This is a genomic window from Alloalcanivorax venustensis ISO4 (assembly GCF_015356855.1).
GTDB classification, from domain to species: Bacteria; Pseudomonadota; Gammaproteobacteria; order Pseudomonadales; family Alcanivoracaceae; genus Alloalcanivorax; species Alloalcanivorax venustensis.
In genome coordinates, this window is the sequence record NZ_ARXR01000090.1 from 1 (window position 1) to 508 (window position 508).

Consider the following 508-nt stretch of genomic DNA (forward strand, 5'->3'; position numbering starts at 1 on the left):
AACGTTAGCCATGAGCCGCGCGAGGTACGAGCGTCGGCTCGATGGCATTGTTAGCAGTTTCTGCTTCTGGATTCGGAAAAATCCTGTACGGCTGAAGTAAAATTCTCATGTTCTTACTCAACCTAGAAAATGAGTATTCTCCAACGTCGGCCCATGACTTGCTATCAGCCATGGTCGATGACTCAATGACCACCGCGAGCACCTCGTCATGGGGCAGCAGGTACCATTCGCCGGTCTCATAAAATGCAATGTACAGATCTTTACCAACGTACTTCTTGCAGAATGTGAGCCGCCCCTTCAGTTGAACCTTTAAGAACCGCTCACCATCAATATGCTGGGCGATGAAATCCGCACCTTGCCAGTCGTCGGTCAACCGGAGGGTGACGAAGCCATAGTCGGCCAGAACCGCAGACACTTTTTGGAAATTTTAGTTTTCCTTCTGTCGCGAGTTCATCTCAGAATAATCGACTAGCTTCAGTTGCACACCGCCTCCTTTTGACTTCTAACG

The 508-nt window shown here is 49.4% G+C and carries 1 protein-coding gene; it reads right to left on the reverse strand.

The genetic code is table 11. From position 1 onward, the window contains the following. Positions 1–4: 4 nt before the first annotated feature. Positions 5–415 (reverse strand): hypothetical protein, encoded by a 411-nt coding sequence (locus ISO4_RS16900; protein WP_194856990.1) that lies wholly within the window; start codon positions 413–415, stop codon positions 5–7. Positions 416–508 lie beyond the last annotated feature (93 nt).